The organism is Leucobacter sp. USCH14, from assembly GCF_037619215.1.
GTDB lineage: Bacteria > Actinomycetota > Actinomycetes > Actinomycetales > Microbacteriaceae > Leucobacter.
In genome coordinates, this window is the sequence record NZ_JAQPZP010000013.1 from 25,073 (window position 1) to 44,425 (window position 19,353).

General features: G+C 65.4%; 13 protein-coding genes. 6 read left to right on the top strand and 7 right to left on the bottom strand.

The genetic code is table 11. From position 1 onward, the window contains the following. Positions 1-54: 54 nt before the first annotated feature. Complete coding sequence (gene map, locus PQI23_RS12135) at positions 55-930, bottom strand: type I methionyl aminopeptidase (RefSeq protein WP_339974882.1); 876 nt, start codon at positions 928-930, stop codon at positions 55-57. A gap of 79 nt (positions 931-1,009) precedes the next feature. Between map and PQI23_RS12140 the strand changes: the two genes are divergently transcribed. The 3 genes from PQI23_RS12140 (at position 1,010) to PQI23_RS12150 (ending at position 5,749) form a co-directional block, all read left to right on the top strand. Next, the gene (locus PQI23_RS12140) at positions 1,010-1,213 is read left to right on the top strand and encodes a methionine aminopeptidase (protein WP_339974884.1); all 204 of its coding nucleotides are present in this window, start codon (positions 1,010-1,012) and stop codon (positions 1,211-1,213) included. A gap of 114 nt (positions 1,214-1,327) precedes the next feature. After that, positions 1,328-2,665, top strand: a complete 1,338-nt coding sequence (gene glnA / locus PQI23_RS12145; RefSeq protein WP_339974886.1) for a type I glutamate--ammonia ligase — start codon at positions 1,328-1,330, stop codon at positions 2,663-2,665. Positions 2,666-2,683: 18 nt separating this feature from the next. After that, a complete protein-coding gene (locus tag PQI23_RS12150) occupies positions 2,684-5,749 on the top strand; it encodes a bifunctional [glutamine synthetase] adenylyltransferase/[glutamine synthetase]-adenylyl-L-tyrosine phosphorylase (RefSeq protein ID WP_339974888.1) in 3,066 nt (1,021 codons plus the stop codon). A 1,708-nt stretch (positions 5,750-7,457) separates the two neighbouring features. On the opposite strand, the gene glnA (PQI23_RS12155) is transcribed toward PQI23_RS12150, so the two are convergent. From glnA (PQI23_RS12155) to lpdA, 5 genes are all read right to left on the bottom strand, one after another. Continuing rightward, complete coding sequence (gene glnA, locus PQI23_RS12155; RefSeq protein WP_339974890.1) at positions 7,458-8,882, bottom strand: type I glutamate--ammonia ligase; 1,425 nt, start codon at positions 8,880-8,882, stop codon at positions 7,458-7,460. A 155-nt stretch (positions 8,883-9,037) separates the two neighbouring features. Beyond that, the gene (locus PQI23_RS12160) at positions 9,038-9,466 is read right to left on the bottom strand and encodes an RDD family protein (protein ID WP_339974892.1); all 429 of its coding nucleotides are present in this window, start codon (positions 9,464-9,466) and stop codon (positions 9,038-9,040) included. Positions 9,467-9,469: 3 nt separating this feature from the next. Further along, positions 9,470-10,159, bottom strand: a complete 690-nt coding sequence (locus tag PQI23_RS12165) for a DUF4191 domain-containing protein (RefSeq protein WP_339974894.1) — start codon at positions 10,157-10,159, stop codon at positions 9,470-9,472. A gap of 699 nt (positions 10,160-10,858) precedes the next feature. After that, positions 10,859-12,718 carry a 2-oxoglutarate dehydrogenase, E2 component, dihydrolipoamide succinyltransferase gene (gene sucB, locus PQI23_RS12170; RefSeq protein WP_339974896.1) on the bottom strand — a complete coding sequence of 620 codons (1,860 nt, stop codon included), beginning with the start codon at positions 12,716-12,718 and terminating at the stop codon, positions 10,859-10,861. A 40-nt stretch (positions 12,719-12,758) separates the two neighbouring features. Beyond that, positions 12,759-14,132, bottom strand: coding sequence for a dihydrolipoyl dehydrogenase (lpdA, locus tag PQI23_RS12175; RefSeq protein ID WP_339974898.1), 1,374 nt, complete (start codon positions 14,130-14,132; stop codon positions 12,759-12,761). 163 nt (positions 14,133-14,295) lie between these two features. On the opposite strand from lpdA, the gene PQI23_RS12180 reads away from it, so the two are divergent. Both PQI23_RS12180 and PQI23_RS12185 read left to right on the top strand, forming a co-directional pair. Then, positions 14,296-15,228 (top strand): proteasome assembly chaperone family protein, encoded by a 933-nt coding sequence (locus PQI23_RS12180; protein WP_339974900.1) that lies wholly within the window; start codon positions 14,296-14,298, stop codon positions 15,226-15,228. A 210-nt stretch (positions 15,229-15,438) separates the two neighbouring features. Beyond that, a complete protein-coding gene (locus PQI23_RS12185; protein WP_339974902.1) occupies positions 15,439-16,725 on the top strand; it encodes an RNA polymerase sigma factor in 1,287 nt (428 codons plus the stop codon). Between the two features lie 67 nt (positions 16,726-16,792). Here the strand turns inward: PQI23_RS12185 and PQI23_RS12190 are convergent, their stop codons facing one another. Then, entirely contained in the window at positions 16,793-17,014 is a 222-nt protein-coding gene (locus PQI23_RS12190; protein ID WP_339974904.1) for a DUF7455 domain-containing protein, read from the bottom strand. Positions 17,015-17,209: 195 nt separating this feature from the next. Here PQI23_RS12190 and PQI23_RS12195 point away from each other — a divergent pair, with 195 nt between their 5' ends. Beyond that, positions 17,210-19,303 (top strand): DNA gyrase/topoisomerase IV subunit B, encoded by a 2,094-nt coding sequence (locus tag PQI23_RS12195; protein ID WP_339974906.1) that lies wholly within the window; start codon positions 17,210-17,212, stop codon positions 19,301-19,303. The last annotated feature ends 50 nt before the right edge of the window (positions 19,304-19,353 follow it).

Sequence of the window (19,353 nt, forward strand, 5' to 3'; positions counted from 1 at the left end):
CCTGCTGCAGGGAGGGCTCCGCGACCGCCCTCCGGTCAGCCGCCCTGTGGGAGGTTATGCAGAGTCGGACATGGTGAGCAGTTCGAAGCCGTCTTCACGGATCAGCACGGTGTGCTCGAACTGCGCGGTGATGCTGCGGTCGCGCGTGACCACCGTCCAGTCGTCGTCCCACTGCTCCCACTCGTGCGTGCCGAGCGTGAGCATCGGCTCGACCGTGAAGACCATGCCTGGCTTGATGACGTCGTCGTAGGCGGGGGCCGAGTCGTAGTGAGGGATGATCAGCCCGGTGTGGAAGGACGAGCCCACTCCGTGCCCGGTGAAATCGCGCACGACCCCGTAGCCGAAGCGCTTCGCGTACGTCTCGATGACGCGACCGATCACGTTCACCGCTCGACCGGGCTTCGCGGCGCGGATGCCGCGCATCATCGCTTCGTGCGTGCGCTCGACGAGCAGGTCGACCTCCTCGGCGACCCGGCCCACCCGATAGGTCCGATTGGTGTCGCCGTGGAAGCCGTCGAGATAGGCGGTGACGTCGACGTTCACCAGGTCTCCGTCGCGCAGCGCGGTGTCGTCGGGGATGCCGTGGCAGATGACCTCGTTCACCGAGGTGCACGACGAAGCGGGGAAGCCGCGATACCCGAGCGTCGACGGGTAGGCGCCGTGCGCAACGACGAACTCGTGCGCGACGCGATCCAGCTCAGCTGTCGTCACGCCGGGACGGACCGCGTCACCCACCGCGTCGAGCGCGCCAGAGGCGATGCGCCCGGCGGCGCGGATGCGCGCGACTTCATCGGGCGAGTACGTGTTGTCGCCGGTGTACGCGGGCGGCGTCATCAGCCCCACGTAGGGCGGCCGGGCGATCGCACTCGGAACCGTGCGAGGAGCGGGCCGGGTACCGGGAACCAGGCGTCCGTGTGCGTCGAAGGGCATGGCTCTAGTCTAGAAGTGCGCATCGGAGAGCCGGGCGCAGACGTCATCGAGAGCGCGCGAGCGCTGAGTGGAGGCCGAAATGAGCAAGCAGGAGTGGGGCATCGAGGATCCTGCCGACACGTACTGGTTCAACTCTCGCACCGGGCAGGTCGAGGAGGGCCCGCAGTCGCTTTCGGTCGACCGCATCGGCCCGTTCGCGACGCGTGAGGAAGCCGCACGAGCCGACGACATCGTGGCCGAGCGCGCCCGCAAGTGGCGTGAAGAGGAAGCGGCGGAAGACTGACTCCCTCGTAACACGATTGTCACGGTCAGGAGATAGTCTGAGCCCATCGGCGGAGGCGGTGCGCACTCATGGCGCGCACCGCGCCGGGACGCAGCAACGACGAACGGAGTAGGCGTGAGCAAGCAGCGCGATTTTGTTCTGCGCACCATCGAGGAGCGCGGTGTCAGGTTCGTTCGACTCTGGTTCAGCGATGTCTCCGGCACGCTGAAGTCGGTCGCGCTCGCGCCCGCCGAGGTCGAAGGCGCGTTCAGCGAGGGAATCGGGTTCGACGGCTCGGCGATCGAGGGCTTGACGCGAGCATACGAGTCGGACCTGCTGGCCGTTCCCGATCCGTCGACGTTCCAGCTGCTGCCGTGGCGCAGTCAGACCTCGCCGACGGCGCGGATGTTCTGCGACATCAATACGCCGAACGGGGAGCCGGCTGTCGCCGATCCGCGGAACGTGCTGAAGCGCACGCTCGCCACCGCCGCCGAGCAGGGGTTCACCTTCTACACCCACCCCGAGATCGAGTTCTATCTGCTGAAGTCGAAGGAGTTCGACAACGGCGGGCCGGTGCCGGTGGACCGCGCGGGGTACTTCGACAACGTTCCCGGCGGAACGGCCCATGACTTCCGACGCGAGAGCGTCAACATGCTCGAGGAGCTCGGCATCTCCGTGGAGTTCAGTCATCACGAGGCCGGACCCGGGCAGAACGAGATCGACCTCCGGTACGCGGACGCGCTGACGACGGCCGATAACATCATGACCTTCCGCACCGTGGTGAAGGAGGTCGCGATCGCGCAAGGAGTGCACGCCACCTTCATGCCGAAGCCGCTCGCGGGGCAGCCGGGTTCGGGCATGCACACCCACCTGTCGCTGCTCGAGGGCGATACGAACGCGTTCTACGATCCGGGAGCCCGCTACCAGATCTCGCAGACCGGTCGTCGCTTCATTGCGGGCCTTCTGCGGCACGCGCCTGAGATCACCGCGGTGACGAACCAGTACATCAACTCGTACAAGCGGCTCTGGGGCGGCGACGAGGCTCCGTCGTTCGTGAGCTGGGGTCACAACAACCGTTCCGCCCTGGTGCGCGTGCCGATGTACAAGCCGGGCAAGGGGGATGCGGCGCGAGTCGAGTATCGCGGCATGGACAGCGCGGTGAACCCGTACCTCGGGTTCTCGATGCTCCTCGCAGCCGGTCTGAAGGGAATCCGCGAGGAGTACGAGCTCCCGCCCGAGGCCGAGAACAACGTCTGGGCGCTGAGCGACGGCGAGCGCCGCGCGATGGGCTTCGACCCGTTGCCCGCGAGCCTCGATCACGCGCTCGCCGTGATGGAGCGCTCGGAATTGGTCGCGGAGACGCTGGGTGAGCAGGTCTTCGCCTACTTCATCCGCGACAAGCGCCGGGAGGTCGCCGAGTACCACAGCCAGGTGACGCCGTACGAGCTCTCGTCGATGCTCGACACGATCTGACCCCAGTACGCTGGACGAATGGCGCGCGAGCAATCCACGGTCTCACTCTCAGCGATCGCGCGTGCCGGGTTCCAAGACCTCGCCGAAGCCCGTGACGCGCTGACGGAGCTCGCCGAGCGGCTGAAGCAGCCGATCGATCCGTTGCTCGACGGTTTCGCGGCGGCCGCTGATCCGGATGCCGCACTGCACCGCGTGCGCCAGCTCTCGGAGCATCACCGCGACGTGCTCGCAGCGATCGATTTCGATGATTTCGAGCGCCTGTGCGTACTCGTCGGTGCGTCTCCCGCGCTCGGCGACTTCTTCGACAGGCATCCCACCCGCCTCGCCAATACTCTGCGCCGAGGGGGAGCGGTGGTGTCCGCGTCGGACGCGCGTGCGCAGTTGCTGGCAGCGGTGGTCGATGACGAGACCGGGGAGACGCTGGCTGCTGACGCGGGCTGGATCGCGCTGCGCACGCGCTACCGGGAGTTGCTCGCGCAGCTCATGCTCTTCGACCTGTACGCGGGCCGTTCGGGCAACGCGGAGGGCGTGTTCGAGGAAGTCGCAAAGTCGCTCTCCGGGCTCGCCGCCGCCGCGATCGATGCGTCGCTCAGCGTCGCGAGAGCCACCCTGGCCGCCGGAACCTCCGGGCCTCCGGTCGCGAAGGAGCGGTTGAACGCTCTCCGACTGGGGATCGTCGCCATGGGCAAGTGCGGCGCAGAAGAACTCAATGTGGTGTCCGATGTCGACGTGATCTTCGTCGTGGAGAGCGCAGATGCCGATGCCCTGGACGACGACCTGCTAATCCGCGTCGGAACTCGTCTCGCGAGCGAGGTGATGCGCGGCATTCACGACCCGGCGCTGGAGCCTCCGCTGTGGCAGCTCGACGCGAACCTCCGACCCGAAGGGCGCCACGGCCCGCTCGTGCGCACGCTCGGTTCCATGCGCAGCTACTACGACCGGTGGGCGAAGGCCTGGGAGTTCCAGGCGCTGCTCAAGGCGCGACCGCTCGCCGGCGACCTGGAGCTGGCCTCGCAATTCGTCGCCGCGACGCGCGAGCTGGTGTGGGCGTCGTCGTCGCGCGAGGACTTCGTCGGCTCCGTGCAGCGGATGCGAGAACGCGTCACCGAGCACATCGCCGATGACGATCTCGAGGTGCAGCTGAAGCTGGGGCCGGGCGGCCTCCGCGACATCGAGTTCAGCGTGCAATTGCTGCAGCTCGTGCACGGGCAGTACGACGAGAGCCTGCATCGGGCCGGCACGCTCCCCGCACTGCGAGCCCTCGTCGACGGGGGATACATCGCGCGCGTCGACGGCGACCGCCTCGCCGCGGACTACCGCTTCCTGCGCGTACTCGAGCACCGACTGCAGCTGCGCGATTTGCGTCGCACCGCGCTGATGCCGACCGATGAGCAGGCCCTCCGCGTGCTCGCCCGCGCGACCGGCCTCGCACCGTCGGCTGAGGAACTGTACTCGCGCTGGAACGCGAGGAAGCGGGAGGTGCGTCAGCTGCACCTCAAGATCTTCTACGCCCCACTGCTGAGCGCGGTCGCCTCGCTCCCCGACGAGGAGCTGGTGCTCGGGAGCAACGCCGCGAGAGCACGACTTGCGAGCATCGGCTTCCGGGATCCTGACGGCGCCATGCGCCACATGGCTGCGCTCACGCGCGGCACGTCGCGACGCTCCATGATCCAGCGCAATCTCATGCCGGTGCTGCTGCAATGGCTCTCCGACGGCACCGATCCCGACTTCGGACTGCTCGCGTTCCGACGCGTGAGCGAGGCGAATCGGGAGACGCCCTGGTACCTGCGCCTGCTCCGTGACGGAACCGAAGCCGCGGAGCGCCTTACTCGCGTGCTCTCGAACTCCCGCTACGCGGCCGAACTGCTCGAGTCCATTCCCGAGGCTGTCGCCTGGTTGGAGCGGGATGCGTCGTTGCAGCCGATGAAGCTGCAGGTGCTGTTCGACGAGATGCGGGCCATTGCGTCGCGCAGGACCGGCATCGACTCGTCCGCGGTCGCGCTCCGGGCAGTGCACCGGAGAGAAGTGCTGCGCCTCGCGATGGGGCGGCTGGTCGGGGTCATCGACGACGTCGCGGTCGCCGAGGGGTTGGACGCCGCGCACACCGCACTGCTCGACGCGCTGCTGCTCGCCCTGCGCGGGGGGACCGCTCCCTACGGTGCGAATACGATCCCGTCGGGTGACGCTGCCGGGTCGCCCGTGCCCATCGAGCTGGCCCTGATCGGTATGGGCCGCTACGGCGGGCGCGAGCTCGGGTTCGCATCCGACATCGATCTCATCGCGGTGTTCCGAGCGCCGGCGGATGTCGCAAGCGATCGCGCCGCCCGAGAAGCGACCCGACTCATCTCGGAGCTCCGGCGCGCGGTCGCCGACCCTCGGTTCCCGGTTGACCTCGACTTCGATCTTCGCCCGGAGGGCAAGAACGGCCCGCTCGTGCGGAGCCTCGATGCGTACCGCGCATACTACGACCGATGGTCTGTCGCCTGGGAGGCGCAAGCGCTGCTCCGTGCACGCCCCGTCGCCGGGGATGCGCAACTCGGCGCCGACTTCGTCGCGCTCGCCGATGAGATTCGGTATCCCGAGCAGTTCGGGGACGCGCAGGTGCGGGAGGTGCGGCGGATCAAAGCGCGGGTCGAATCCGAGCGACTGCCGCGCGGCGCCGACCCGAAGCGGCATCTGAAACTCGGGCCCGGTGGCATCAGCGACGTCGAATGGCTCGTGCAGCTTCTGCAATTGAGACACGGCGCTGCGCATCCGGCCCTGCGGACGGTGTCGACCGTCGCGGCCCTTCGGGCAGCGAGTGCTGAAGGCCTCCTTCCGGTCAAGGAGGGGGAGCAGTTGCTCGACTCCTGGCGGTTCGCGAGTCGCGCCCGGACGGCCCTGAAGCTCTGGACCGGACGGTCTTCGGATTCCCTCCCCACCGGGTGGAACGATCTCGCGGGAATCGCCGGGGTGCTCGGCGTGTCACGATCGCACACGTCGGAGCTCGAGGAGCGGTGGTTCGCGGTCTCGCGACGAGCGCGGGCAGTGTTCGAGCGCGAGTTCTTCGGATACGAGGACGACGCACGGTTCCCGTTGACCTGAGGCAATCCGCCGTTCGGACGCTGTTCACCGAAAACGCTCGCAGAAACCGCTCAGGAAGCGTAATCTGATTGTTATGCAGTATTTGCAAAGGTTCCTCGAGGCGCTGCTCACCGAAGACGGCGCCGAGTTCGAGGACGAACTCGAGTCCTAGTCCCTTCGACGCAGAGCGACGACGCCGTCGCACTGTACCTGCGCGCGCCCAGCGATCCCCCTTTAGGGTGAGTCGCTTCCTCACGGTGAGCCAGGTGTGTCGCCAGGCGACCGAGGTTGGCGCAAAATCGGCCCCAAGGGCTGGCCGGACATGTGAAAGCGCCCACGCAGGTGAGTACGTGGGCGCTCCGCGGAGCCGCTGGGAGCTGGCTGCCTCGTGAGAAGAAGTCTGTTTTGACCGTCAGACGGATTATCGAGAGATCTGCACGAACTCCACCTTGGGGGAGAGGTTCATAGCGATGCCCTAGTTGAGGACAACTCCTTTACCTGATCGGGTCAGAGAATTACCTTTCCTGTCACCGGCCGCAATGTAGTTCACGTTTGCGAACTGTCGCTTCAACGTTCCGGAACCGACGAACCCGTAGGGTTTCGTGTTCTTCAAGCACATGCTCGTTCCCGAACACCCCGGCCCCGATTGGCTGAGAGCTCGACCAGTCGCCGCTCGCTTCACCACAGCGGCAGTGATCTCCCAATCGTCACCACTTGTATCGACCAAGAGCTCGGCAGGCATGCCGGAATTGACTATCTGGTCAATTTCGGCATCCGTCTGCGTCCGAGCAATCTCTTCCAGGTGCGCCAAAACCGGGTCAGGCGGCGCATCCCCCTGAACCACCTGGGGGAGCTCGACAAGCCCTGTTTCCGCAAAGGCCGGCGCGGTTCCAGCGATACTCGCTGTCGCCAACAAACTGGCAGCAGCGACGCAGACAGTGAACCTCTTTGTTCTGTGACGCATTCTCACAACTCCTTTGTTACTCGGCACAACCTTGGTGCGCTACAAAAGTAAGTCTCCTGAGCCCGAGCCAGCATGATATTGGTGGACGTTCAGCATCGCTGGAACGAAACACGCGACGAGTCCGGATGTGCTCCGCGCTATGTACGGATTCTCCGTCTGTACGGCGCCACACCGAAGTTTGAATGCCGACTCTGTTTCGGCGAGCATCCAAGCTCGGCGCAGCTTGGACTCGCCACGCAATCAGCCGCAGGTGTCGGACCCGCGCCCGATGGTCAGCGGTGCAATGCAACTCACAATGAGCGTAGATTCTTCGCCGGAGTTCGGCGGCAGGGGAGCTGCTATCGAACGTACTGAGCTTGACGGAAGGAACCGCTGATTCTTGCCCGCGCTCGAGTTGACGTGTCGACATTGTCCCAGGGTGGAGAGTAGCGTCTCTTCGTCATCGGCAGCATGCTGTTCTTCCCGGAAGCGACGACGGGCATCGGACGCACAGCTTCTCGTCAAGCCTGGCATTCACCTCTCGCGTCGTGTCCATCTGAAACGCTTCGATTCCGGTCGAGAGCGGCGCTGCACTTCGATGACGCGCACTGAGCTGCACCCAGTCGTCACGCCGGAGCATGCGGGCAGTACGCATCTGGAGAGCTCGTTTCATCTGCTTTGTCAGAGCGCAGCGAAGCGCCCCTCGCGACAGATCGTCGCGAGGGGCGCTTCAAACGCAGTGCCGGTCGTTTCGGCGTAGTGAACGCCTTCCCGAAGTCGGGTGACTTACACGCCGTAGTAGAGCTCGAACTCGAAGGGGTGCGGGCGCAGCGCCATCGGAGCGATCTCGGCCTCGCGCTTGTAGGCGATCCAGGTCTCGACGAGCTCTTCCGTGAAGACGTCGCCCTCGAGCAGGAACTGGTGGTCGGCTTCGAGCGCGTCCAGAGCCTCCTCGAGCGAACCGGGTACCTGAGGAATGTTCTTGGCCTCCTCGGGGGGCAGCTCGTAGAGATCCTTGTCGATCGGGTCCATCGGCTCGATGCGGTTCCGAATTCCGTCGAGGCCCGCCATCATCTGCGCAGCGAACGCCAGGTACGGGTTGCCCGAAGCATCGGGTGCGCGGAACTCGATGCGCTTCGCCTTCGGGTTCGACCCCGTGAGCGGGATGCGGACGGCGGCGGAGCGGTTGCCCGCCGAGTACGCGAGATTGACCGGGGCCTCGTACCCCTTCACCAGGCGACGGTAGCTGTTGATCGTCGGGTTGGTGAAGGCGAGCAGCGCCGGTGCGTGGTGGAGGATGCCGCCGATGTACCAGCGTGCGATGTCGGAGAGCTGCGCGTAGCCGTTCTCGTCGTAGAAGAGGGGCTCGCCGCCCTTCCACAGCGACATGTGCGTGTGCATTCCCGACCCGTTGTCACCGAAGACGGGCTTCGGCATGAAGGTCGCCGTCTTGCCCCAGAGCTCGGCCGTGTTCTTCACGACGTACTTGAACTTGAGCACATCGTCTGCTGCCTTCACGAGCGTGTCGAACCGATAGTTGATCTCGGCCTGGCCCGGAGCGCCGACCTCGTGGTGGGAGCGCTCGAGCTGCAACCCTGCCTCGATGAGTCGCAGCGAGATGTCGTCGCGCAGATCCGCCTGCTTGTCGACGGGGGAGACGGGGAAGTAGCCGCCCTTCTCGCGCGTCGTGTTGCCGAGGTTTCCGCCCTCGATCTCGCGCGCCGAGTTCCAGCTCGCCTCCTCCGAGTCGATCTCGTACATCGTGCGGCGGGGCGTCGTCTCGTAGCGGACCGAATCGAGGATGTAGAACTCGGCTTCGGGAGCGAAGAACGCGGTGTCTGCAACTCCGGTCGAGGCGAGATACTGCTCGGCCTTCTTCGCCACCTGACGGGGATCCTTCGAGTAGATCTCGCCCGTGCGGGGGTTAAAGATGTCGCAGATGACGATGAGGGTGCGCTCTGCGCGGAACTGATCCAGGTACGCCGTGGACACGTCTGGGATCAGCTGCATGTCGGACTCCGCGATACCCGCGAACCCACGGATGGACGATCCGTCGAACATCTGCCCGACCTCGAAGAAATCGGCATCGACCGTCGCTGCGGGGATGTTGAAGTGCTGCTGCACCCCGGGGAGATCGGTGAAGCGGATGTCGACGAACTTCACATCGGTTTCCTTGATGAAGTCGATGACTTCCTGCGGGGTGGTGAACATTCTGCTCCTCGGGTTCATTTCGGCCGCGGATATCGGATCTTCACCGCGCCGATCGTGTGATTCCACCTTACGCGAGCATGATTTCAAAACCATGAGTCGTGTGTTTCGCGGATGTTACACGGCGTTCACTCGACGTCGTTCTCGGTGGGTGAACGTCACGCGCGAATCAGCACGGTGCCCGCGATCTTGTCGTGGAATGCGCGCTGATCCGAATCCCAGACGAGCACAGGAATCACGAGGCAGAGGAGCGCCGTGCGCACCACCGGTCGCCAGACCCCCACCCAGCCGCCCGTGATCGGTACGACCCTGAGTCCCATGACGCGGTGACCGAGCGAGCCGCCGATCGTCGGAATGAACACGATCTGCAGCAGTGCGAAGATCAGCACATTCCACAGTTCGGGATGCCTCCCGCCGATGAGGAAGTACGCGGGGAGGGCGGCGAGGCCCCAGTCGATGAGGATCGCCACGACCCGTCGACCGACCCGCGCCACCGAGCGCGGTCCCTCGTCCGGGAGTCCGAGACGCTCCCCGGGCCACTCGCTCGGCTTGAGCTCGCCGAAGCGCTGCGGCGTTGACGAAGGCATGGGTCAGCGCGGTCGCTGCGAGCGTACGCGGTTCGGGTCCATGCCCTTCGGGATGCCGACCGGAGAGTTCTGCAGCGAGGACAGGCGCGTATAGACCGCTCCGACCTCCGCACGGCTCATCACGGGCTTCAGCTTGACGAGCGTGCGGGAGAGCTTTGCGAGGGGAACGCCATCGCCGTCGGGGCCGACGTAGAGATGCACGACCTCGACGTTGCGCAGTGCGCGCTTGACCTTGCGCTCCTCATCTGCCGCCATTCGCTGGGTGCGCTGCCGCGACCCTTCCGAGATGAGCACGACTCCGCCGCGGCCGACGACGCGGTAGACCGCGTCCTGGTTGCGGTTGATGGCGATGGGCGTCTCCGAACCGCGCCATGATCGGCGCAGCGCGCTCTGCACCACCGCACCGACGGCTCCGGGGCGACCCTCGATCTGATTGTATGCAGTGCGCTCTGCCCGACGTCCGAGCACGATCATGACGAGCAGAATTCCGACGAGCACGCCGGTCACGGGCCACAGGACCCACGACAACCAGCTTCCGGGGAGCAGCCAGGCGAGCAGCACCGCGACAACGATCGGCGCTACGAAGCAGAGAAGCAGGATCCACGGCAGGTTCGTATCGTGCACCTTCGTGGTGCGATAGATCTCGAACATCTGCCGAATACGTCCGTTGCGCTTCGCCTTCTCTGCTGCCATGCATCCAGGATACCGTGGCCCGCGTCTGAAGAATGACGCTCCAGTGCGGTGGTCCCGAGCGTCTTCGCTCACAACTCCCTGTTCGAGCAACGTCGCGCGTCGCTGTCCACAAATTCGACGCACAGGCACCTCGTCAATCGCGATGCAATGCAGACTCAGTAGTGCAGCCGTGAAGCGTTGCTCCGGTGCAGCGAAACCGTCACGAGATGAGGAGAATGCGATGCGCCCGAGGTCGAGAACTTCGTCCGGTCGTCGAGCGGGCGGTGCGGCGCAGCTCGCCCGATGCGTACTCGAGTGGGTGGACGACGGCTTCGATCGTCGCGCGCACGGACGATGCGGTGTTCCTCCGGGTGCGGAGCGCCGGCATCGCTCCGGAGGCCACGACGCCGGCTGCGCGGCGCTCGGTGTCCCGCGTCACGAGCTCACGCGCATGATCGAGAAGGCAGATACGTCGGGCGCTGCAAGCCTCATCGGCGATGCAGTCGACCAGGCGATCGCGGAGCTGGAGCGCCGGGGTGCCGCCTGGCGAGTCGATACGGCGCGAGACGCGGTCGTCGCGGCGATCGAACGGAGGATCACGCCGGCTCCGGCTCGGTCCTCACGCGTTCGGTCGCCGATGTCGCATGCGACGTTCGACTCGAACAGCGAGGAGCCGCGGCCATCACGAGTGATGTCCGCGGCTCCTCGGCCACAGCACGGTTAGATACCGAGATTCGCCTCGAACTGGCCGCCCTCCAGGCGCTCGCGCACCTGCGTGAGAAAACGAGCAGCATCCGCGCCGTCGACGATGCGATGATCGTAGGACAGCGCGAGGTAGACCGTCGAGCGAACCGCGATGGAGTCGCCCTCTGGGCCCGAGATGACGACCGGCTTCTTCACCACGGCGCCGGTACCCAGGATGGCGACCTGCGGGAGGAAGACGAGCGGTGTGTCGAAGAGCGCGCCGCGGGAACCGGTGTTGGTCAGCGTGAACGTTCCTCCGCTGAGCTCGTCCGGCGTCAACTTGTTGTCGCGCGTACGCGCTGCGAGGTCGGCGATCTCGCCCGAGATCTCACTCAGGTTCTTCGATCCCGCATCGCGAAGCACCGGCGTCAGCAAACCGCGCTCGGTATCCACGGCGATGCTGATGTTCTCCGTCGAGGGGTAGGTGATCGAGTCCCCGTCGACAGTGGCGTTGATGATCGGGTAGGTGCGAAGCGCTTCAGCCGCGGCGAGTGCGAAGAACGGGAGGAAGGAGAGCTTCGACCCCGACTTCTGGAGGAACTCGTCCTTCTTCGCCTGGCGCAGCTGCGCGATGCGGGTCACGTCGACCTCGACGACCGTCGTCAGCTGTGCGGTGCTCTGCAGCGAGGCGACGGCGCGCTCGGCGATGACCTTGCGCAGACGGCTCATCTTCTGCGAGGTACCGCGGAGCTCCGAGACCTCCGGCGCGGCGGCGGCCTGGGCCGGTGCGGCCGAAGGAGCGGTCTGAGCGGACGAAGCACGTTCCGCCGCGGCCAGTACGTCCTCCTTGCGGATGCGTCCGCCCACGCCGGAACCGGTCACCGACGACAGATCGACATTGTGCTCGTGTGCGAGCTTGCGCACGATGGGAGTGACGTATCCGGCGTTCGAATCCGAAGGCTCTGCCGAGCTCGCGACCGGCGCCTCCGCTGCGGGCGAGGAGGCTGCAGGGGCCTTCGGCGCGGAGTCAGCCTGCTCGTCGGAGGGAGCGGGCTTCTCGTACCCCGCGGCGCCGGCCGAAGCAGGGGCGGAAGGAGCCTCCTGCTGAGGTGCTTCCTGCTGAGGTGCTTCCTGCTGAGGTGCTTCCTGCTGCTGAGGCGCCGCCTCCTGCTGGGCGTCGGCCTTCGGCTGCGCCTCCCCTGCCGAGTTCGTGTCCTCGGCAGAGGGCGCCGAGTCCGAACTCGATGCGGGAGCGCCGCTGCCGATCCGTGCGAGCTCGCCGCCGACCTCGACCGTGTCATCCTCCTGAACGAGGATCTCCTGCACCACGCCCGCGATCGGGGAGGGCACCTCGGTATCGACCTTGTCGGTGGACACCTCCAGCAGGGGCTCGTCCACCTCCACGGAATCGCCCACGCTCTTCAACCAGCGCGTCACCGTTCCCTCGGTGATGCTCTCTCCCAACGACGGGAGCACGACGCTCTGCGAGTCTCCCGACGAGCTGGCACCATCGCCGCCAGACGTGGACGCCGCCTGCGACTGAGGCTCCGGCTCGCTCTGCTGCTGGTGCTGGCTCGGCTGGGCCTGCTCCTGCTCCGGCGCCGCTTCGGCTGCGGGTGCTGCGGAATCGCCTGCAGGCTCGGAGTCTCCGGATCCGTTGCCATCTCCGACCTTGGCCAGGACGGCACCGACCTCGGCGGTCTCATCCTCCTGCACGAGGATCTCCTCGACAACCCCGGCGACGGGCGACGGAATCTCGGTGTCGACCTTGTCCGTCGACACCTCGAGCAAGGGCTCATCGACCTCGACGGAGTCGCCGACGTTCTTCAGCCAACGAGTCACCGTCCCTTCGGTCACACTCTCGCCCAGCGCGGGGAGGACCACCGATTCACTCATCGTGCATTTCTCCGTTCGTTGTTCAATCTCTGTGCCGCGTTCAGATCGCGTGCAGCGGCTTGCCGGCGAGCTTCAGCATGGTCTCACCGATGGTCTCGTTCTGCGTGGGGTGCGCGTGGACGAACGGTGCCACGTCCTCCGGGTACGCCTCCCAGTTGACGATGAGCTGCGCTTCGCCGACGAGCTCGCCGACGCGCGCGCCGATCATGTGCACTCCCACGACTGGACCGTCGTTGACACGCACTGCTTTCACGGTGCCGGCAGTGCCGAGGATCGAGCTCTTCGCATTGCCCGCCAGGTTGTACTCGTACGACGTCACCTGATCCTCTCCGTACTGCTCCTTCGCCTTCGCCTCGGTGAGTCCGACCGAGGCGACCTCGGGATCGCAGTAGGTGATCTTCGGGATATTGGCGTCCTGCACCGTGACGGGATTGAGGCCCGCGATCTGCTCTGCAACGAAGATGCCCTGCTGGTAGCTGCGATGCGCGAGCTGCAGACCGGGGACGATGTCTCCAATGGCGTAGACCCCCGAGACATTCGTCTCGAGATGCTCGTTCGCGAGCACGAATCCGCGATCCATCTCGATCCCGACCTCTTCGAACCCGAGCCCCTGTGTGACAGGACCGCGCCCCACGGCGACGAGCAGATAGTCGGCGTCGACCGTCGCGCCGTCTTCGAGCGTCACCGTGACGCTCTCCGAAGTCTGCGAGACCGACTTGAAGCGAACGCCGAGCTTGAAGTCGATGCCGCGCTTGCGGAAGGCGCGCTCGAGCTGCTTCGAGATCGACTCCTCCTCATTCGGGACCAGGTGGGGGAGACCCTCGATGATGGTCACCTCCGCCCCGAAGGACTTCCAGACACTCGCGAACTCGACTCCGATCACACCGCCGCCGAGGATGACCACGCGCTTCGGAATCTCCTGGAGCTCGAGCGCCTGCTCGCTCGTGATGACCCGGCCCTCGATGTCGAGGCCGGGAAGCGAACGTGAGAACGAACCCGTGGCGAGCACGATGTGCTTGCCGACGATGCGCTCCGAGCCCACCTGCACCGCATCGGAGGCGACCAGCTTTCCTTCGCCCTCGATGACCGTGATCTTGTTCGCCTTGAGGAGGCCCTGCAGCCCCTTGTACTTGCTCGCGACGAGCTTCTCGCGGAATCGGGTGACTCCGGCGATGTCGATGCCCGAGACGCTCGAGCTCACCCCGTACGCTTCGCCTTCGCGCGCGACGTCCGCGATCTCCGCGGAGTGGAGCAGTGCCTTCGTCGGCACGCAACCGCGGTGCAGGCAGGTGCCGCCGAGCTTGTCCTTCTCGATGACCGCGGCGCTGTATCCCAACTGCGTTGCGCGGATCGCTGCGGCGTAACCGGCGCTGCCGCCGCCGAGAACTACGATGTCAAACTGCTGATCGGCCAAGTGGGGTCTCCCTCGGAAAGCTCGCAATGTGAAGCGCAGCCATGAGATGGCGGGCGCGCTTCGTCCAGACTACACCTGCGACTGCGCGGATCACCGTGGCGCGTTTCGCTGTGGGCGTGACGGAAACGGCTGAAGCGCCGCGCGGCGTTCGTAGGATGGAGGAGTGACCGATTCGATCTTCTCCGCAGACTACGCCGAACGCCGCGCTCGGGTGCCTCGTGGGCTCCCGCTCGTCGTCGCGATGCAGGGACTATCGGATGCCGGAGGAGCGATCGCCCAGCTCGAGGAGTATCTGTGGCAGCATTGCGAACCCGAGGAACTGGTGCGTTTCAACGCGGACCTGCTGCTCGACTACCGGGCTCGGCGCCCGGTGATCACCTTCGATGAGGATCATTTCGTCGACTACTCTCCGGAAGAGCTGACGCTCTCCCTGCTGCACGACGAGCTGGGAGCGCCATTCCTGCTGCTCAGCGGCTACGAGCCCGACTTCCGCTGGGAGCAGTTCATCGACACCGTACTCCTGCTGGTGCATGAGTTCGAGGTGTCCATCACGGTGTGGTCGCATGCCATCCCGATGCCCGTGCCGCACACGAGGCCGATCTCGACCACGGTGAGCGGCACCCGCGATGATCTCATCGAGGCGAGATCGGTGTGGAAGCCCACGACCAAGCTCTCCGCCTCTTCTTCTCACGTGCTCGAGTACCGGCTGCACAGCCTGGGGGAGGAGGTGGCGGGTTTCGCTCTGCTGATTCCCCATTACCTCGCCAACACCGAGTACCCCGACGCCCTGTTCGCAGCCCTCGACGGCATCATGGCGGCGACCGGGCTCATTCTCCCGACCGATGACGTACGGCGACTCGCCCGTCAGTTCAACGCGCAGGTAGACACTCAGATCGCGGAGAACGAGGAGTCCGCGGAGATGGTTCGCACGCTCGAACAGCGGTACGACGCGTATATGGAGGATCAGAGCCCGCGTTCACCTCTGGTCTCCGAGGACGGATCAATACCCACTGCCGATCAGCTGGCGAGTGAGCTCGAGCGGTATCTCGCCGAGCATCGGCGGCGCGGAGGGGGCGACGAATCGAGTTCGAAGTGACGGCGGACCCGGAAAAATATCACCTCGACCTGAGGCTGACAAGATCTTCCGCGCAGACGTGCAATAATTGAGGTGCTGCCCATGCAATCCGGTCACGCTTCTCGTTCCGCGGGAATACGCCGGGCTTGACATGGGTTTTCATGCTGTGAGCACTCGTCGACGGTTTCGTCGGCGGCACAGGCCGAAATCTGAAACGAGAGAGGCGGCTGCGTGGCAACTGCAACCACGACCACAACTCCCGCATCCACTGCTGATGCCAAGAAGAAGGCTGTCGAGACCGAGGAGGCCGGTGATATGACCGAGACCGCGGCGGCTCCGCGAAAGAAGGCAGGAACCAAGAAGACGGCAGCCGCTGCGAAGAAGCCGGCCGCGACGAAGAAGGCTGCTGCGACGAAGACCAAGCGCGCGGCGAAGAAGAGCGCGGAGGACGAGATCGATCTCGACGCTTCCGAGGTCGACGAAGAGGTCGAGACCGCTGAGGAGGAGAAGCCCGCTCCGGCGGTGATCGAGCCGCTCCCCACCGGTGCCATTGTTCTGAAGGCCCGTGACGAGGAAGACGTTCCGACGATCACCACGGCGATCCCCGGCGCGACCGCGGACCCGGTGAAGGACTACCTCAAGCAGATCGGCAAGGTCGCGCTGCTGAACGCGGCCGAAGAAGTCGAGCTCGCCATGCGCATCGAGGCGGGCCTCTTCGCCGAGGAGAAGCTCTCCACGGAGAAGGGCCTCCCGAAGAAGCTCGAACGCGAACTCAAGTGGGTTGCGAGGGATGGGCAGCGTGCGAAGAGTCATCTGCTCGGCGCGAATCTTCGACTCGTCGTCTCGCTCGCGAAGCGCTACACCGGTCGAGGCATGCAGTTCCTCGACCTCATTCAGGAGGGCAACCTGGGCCTGATTCGCGCAGTCGAGAAGTTCGACTACACGAAGGGCTTCAAGTTCTCGACCTACGCGACCTGGTGGATCCGTCAGGCCATCACGCGAGCCATGGCGGATCAGGCGCGAACGATTCGCATTCCCGTGCACATGGTCGAGGTCATCAACAAGCTCGCTCGCGTGCAGCGCCAGATGCTGCAGGATCTCGGGCGCGAACCCACGCCAGAGGAGCTGAGCCGCGAACTCGACATGACGCCGGAGAAGGTCGTCGAGGTGCAGAAGTACGGGCGCGAGCCGATCTCCCTGCACACGCCGCTCGGCGAGGACGGCGACAGCGAGTTCGGCGACCTGATCGAGGATACGGAAGCGGTGGTCCCCGCCGATGCGGTCGGCTTCACCATGCTGCAGCAGCAGCTCGAGCAGCTCCTCGATTCGCTTTCGGAGCGCGAGGCAGGCGTCATCCGCATGCGCTTCGGTCTCGGCGACGGCATGCCGAAGACGTTGGACCAGATCGGCGATACCTTCGGAGTCACGCGCGAGCGCATCCGCCAGATCGAATCGAAGACGATGGCGAAGCTCCGCCATCCGTCGCGAAGCCAGCAGCTGCGGGACTACCTCGACTGATCAAGCGAAGCGAACGGGCCCCCGGCGATGATGTTCATCGCCGGGGGCCCGTTCTTCGTGACGCGGATTACGCGTTGAGCTTGTGGGTCTCGTCGTGCCAGGCCTCCGCCATCGGGCGGAGCTTCGACTCGTGCTTGTTCGCGTGATGCGCGCAGAACAGCAGCTCGCTTCCGCCCAGCAGCACTCGGACGTATGCCTGCGCACCGCAGCTGTCGCAGCGATCCAGCGCACTCAGGGGACGATCCGCGGACTCGACCTCTTCGGTTCGTTCCTGCTCGAGTGTCGTCATGGCAACCTCCTCTTCATCTTCATTCACTTCGTCACCATCCAAGCACGCCCTCCTCCGAATGCCATCATTGGGGCTCGCCGGTTCGCTGACCGCGTATCGATGGTGCGCACCAGCGCACTCGCCGAGGCCGCTCCGAGTGAGTGTCGGCGGTGTGCCCTAGGGTAGACCCGTCAACAACCTGAGGAGATCTGAGCAGTGGCAGATTCCAGTTATTCCGCGCGACACCTCACCGTGCTCGAGGGGCTCGAGGCCGTCCGCAAGCGTCCCGGTATGTATATCGGAACCACCGATTCGCGCGGGCTCATGCACTGCCTCTGGGAGATCATCGACAACTCCGTCGACGAGGCCCTCGCAGGGCACGGTTCGCACATCGGCATTACGCTTCACGATGACGGGAGCGTGACGGTCACCGACAACGGGCGCGGTGTGCCGGTCGACATCGAGCCGAAGAGCGGCCTGAGCGGTGTCGAGCTCGTCTACACGAAGCTCCACGCGGGCGGCAAATTCGGCGGCGGCGGATACGCGTCGTCCGGTGGTCTGCACGGCGTCGGCGCTTCGGTGGTCAACGCCCTCTCCGCGCGACTCGATGTGGAAGTCGACCGCGACGGGAAGACCTGGGCGATGTCCTTCCGACACGGTGAGCCCGGCGTGTTCGCCGGTGACGGACCGGGGAGCCCGTTCTCCGCTTTCGAGGAGTCATCGGAACTGCGCGTCGTCGGCAAGGTGAAGCGAGGCGTCACCGGCACACGGGTGCGGTACTGGGCGGACCCGCAGATCTTCCTCTCCTCCGCTCGTTTCGAGCCGGACGCCCTGGTGGCCCGCGCTCGACAGACCGCCTTCCTCGTGCCCGGCCTCGCCATCGAGATCACCGACGAGCGCGCGGACTCCGCAGGCGAAGACGGCGCTGCTCCGGTGCACCGTTTCGAGTACGAAGGCGGCATCTCCGAGTTCGTCGATTTCTTGGCGGTGGACCCCCCGCTGACCGACACCTGGCGAGTCACCGACACCGGCACCTTCACGGAGACCGTTCCCGTCATGGATGAGAAGAGCGGACACCTCGTGTCGAGGGAGGTGGAACGGGAGTGCGAGGTCGATGTCGCACTGCGCTGGGGAACCGGGTACGAGACCGAGATCCAGAGCTTCGTGAACATCATCGCGACGCCGAAGGGCGGCACCCACCTCACCGGTTTCGAACAGGGGCTGACGCGTTTCTTCCGCAAGCAGATCGAGGTCAACGCGCGCAAGCTCAAGGCCGGGAGCGACAAGCCCGACAAGGACGACATCCTCACTGGACTGACCGCTGTCGTGACCGTTCGCGTGCCGGAACCCCAGTTCGAGGGGCAGACGAAGGAAGTGCTCGGAACAGCGGCCGTGCGATCCATCGTGTCGAAGGCGATCGTCCAAGGAATGACCGCCCGCTACGAATCGACGAAGAAACCCGACAAAATGCAGACCGGCGCGCTGCTCGAGAAGATGGTCTCGGAGATGAAGGCGCGCATCGCGCTCCGGGCCCAGCGAGACACGGCGCGCCGGAAGAGTTCGCTCGAGAGCTCGTCGCTCCCTGCGAAGCTCATCGATTGCCGCTCGAAGACGGTCGCCGAGACGGAGCTCTTCATCGTGGAGGGCGACAGTGCTCTCGGGACCGCGCGTCCGGCGCGCGATAGCGAGTTCCAAGCGCTGCTTCCGATTCGCGGCAAAATTCTGAATGTGCAGAAGGCTTCGGTTGCCGAGATGCTCAATAACACGGAGTGCGGCGCGATCATCAAAGTCATCGGAGCGGGCTCGGGTCGTGATTTCGAGCTCGATTCGGCTCGCTACGGCAAGGTGATCCTGATGAGCGACGCGGACGTCGACGGTGCTCACATTCGCACGCTGCTGCTGACGCTGTTCTTCCGGTACATGCGCCCGATGCTCGAAGCGGGCCGCGTCTACGCGGCGGTTCCGCCGCTGCATCGTGTCATCGTTCAGAATGCCGGGCGCAAGCCGAACGATGTCGTGTACACCTACAGTGAGCGGGAACTGAACGCGCTGCTCGCCGATCTGAGGAGACGCGGGAAGAAGCATCTTGAGCCGATTCAGCGGTATAAGGGTCTCGGAGAGATGGACGCCGACCAGCTCGCCGAGACGACTATGGATCGCGAACAGCGTACGCTGCGTCGAGTGCGCGTCGAGGATGCGCATGCCGCCTCGCAGATCTTCGAGCTACTCATGGGCAACGAGGTCGCCCCGCGCAAGGAGTTCATCATCGAGAACGCCGACGACCTCGACCGGGAGCGCATCGACGCATAGCGGGGGTGCGTGCTCCGCGCGGAGCCCGTGGAGAGCCAGCGGAGCCCGCA

Coding starts and splice junctions, on each gene's coding strand:
- map (WP_339974882.1), bottom strand. CDS start 930: ATGCCCTTCGACGCACACGGACGCCTGGTTCCCGGTACCCGGCCCGCT.
- PQI23_RS12140 (WP_339974884.1), top strand. CDS start 1,010: ATGAGCAAGCAGGAGTGGGGCATCGAGGATCCTGCCGACACGTACTGG.
- PQI23_RS12150 (WP_339974888.1), top strand. CDS start 2,684: ATGGCGCGCGAGCAATCCACGGTCTCACTCTCAGCGATCGCGCGTGCC.
- glnA (WP_339974890.1), bottom strand. CDS start 8,882: ATGTTCACCACCCCGCAGGAAGTCATCGACTTCATCAAGGAAACCGAT.
- PQI23_RS12160 (WP_339974892.1), bottom strand. CDS start 9,466: ATGCCTTCGTCAACGCCGCAGCGCTTCGGCGAGCTCAAGCCGAGCGAG.
- PQI23_RS12165 (WP_339974894.1), bottom strand. CDS start 10,159: ATGGCAGCAGAGAAGGCGAAGCGCAACGGACGTATTCGGCAGATGTTC.
- sucB (WP_339974896.1), bottom strand. CDS start 12,718: ATGAGTGAATCGGTGGTCCTCCCCGCGCTGGGCGAGAGTGTGACCGAA.
- PQI23_RS12190 (WP_339974904.1), bottom strand. CDS start 17,014: ATGACGACACTCGAGCAGGAACGAACCGAAGAGGTCGAGTCCGCGGAT.